The 1,061-nt window shown below is 75.9% G+C and carries 1 protein-coding gene; it reads right to left on the bottom strand.

All coding sequences use genetic code 11. The annotated features are described in order from the left end of the window. Positions 1 to 80 precede the first annotated feature (80 nt). A partial coding sequence (locus BCY76_RS17275; protein WP_170922754.1) for a helicase-associated domain-containing protein occupies positions 81 to 1,061 on the bottom strand: 981 nt, incomplete at its 5' end.

Genomic DNA, 1,061 nt, shown 5'->3' with positions numbered 1-1,061 from the left:
CCCGGCGCGGGCTCCGGCCCCGGCCCGCAGGCCGGCGAGGGTGCGGGAGACCAGCTGCGGATCGGCCTGCTGCGCGGAGATCAGTCCGCACCGGCGACTGCTGCCAGGGCGACTGCGGCAGGGTCCAGGCCTCGGCGGTCTCGGCCAGCTCCGCCTCCCGACGGGAACCGGTCGGTGTCGTCGCATGGGCGGCGTCGCGGCCCGGCTATCGGCCTGCGCGACTCCACCCCGGCCTCCGCCAGGGCGCGGGCCAGACGCTCGGCGTCGACGTCGCAGACCAGGACCTCGGTGGTGAGCTCCCGCAGGCCCAGGCTCCGCAGGATCGGGTGCTGCAGCAGCGTGGCACGGCGCGCAGGATCCCGCTCGATCAGCCAGCTGGAGGCCGCGCCGATCGTCACCCCCTGCCAGGTGCGGGCGGCGTCGTCGATCAGCGTGGCCAACGACGACGGGATCTCGGCCAGACTGTGCGCGGCGAGGAACTCGCGGATCCTCTCGGCGGTCCAGCCGGCCGAGATGCCGCGGCGCAGCGAGGCGGCCGTGAAGCGGAAGGTCGGCACACCGCCGCGGGTCTCCTTCTGTGCGATCGCCTCCAGCCCGGCGGAGACCTCCGGAGCCAGGGCGCCCACCGCGACGGCGGTGAGGTCGGACTGTACGTGGATCTGGTCGACCTGCGGCGGCAGCGCCTCGGCAAGATGGTCGGCAGTGCGCGCCAGCCGTTCGGCCAGTCCGGTGGAGGCTGAGCCGGCGTCCGGGCGGTGGTCTTCCCCGCGGCCGGGCACGGCGGGCGTCTCGGGCGCGAGCAGCCGCCCCACCTCGGTGAGGGTCCCCATGGCCAGCAGTCCCAGGCGCTCGGCCTCACGGACCATCGGTGGCAGCACCTGACCCACCCGGGCCAGCAGGACGGGGCGGTCCCACGTCATGCGATCCGGCAGCGTCCCGGTCAGCGCCTCAGGGCCCGGCTCCTGGTCGTCGGGAAGCTGCAGGTGGTACAGGGCCGGCGCGGCGGAGCCGGCCCAGGTGCTCGGCCAGCTCCGCCCCCAGCGCGGCGGCGTGCCCAGCAG

The organism is Nesterenkonia sp. PF2B19, assembly GCF_001758425.2.
GTDB lineage: Bacteria > Actinomycetota > Actinomycetes > Actinomycetales > Micrococcaceae > Nesterenkonia > Nesterenkonia aethiopica.
Note: the sequence above shows the minus strand (reverse complement) of the source record. Positions and strands in the feature narration are given on the sequence as shown.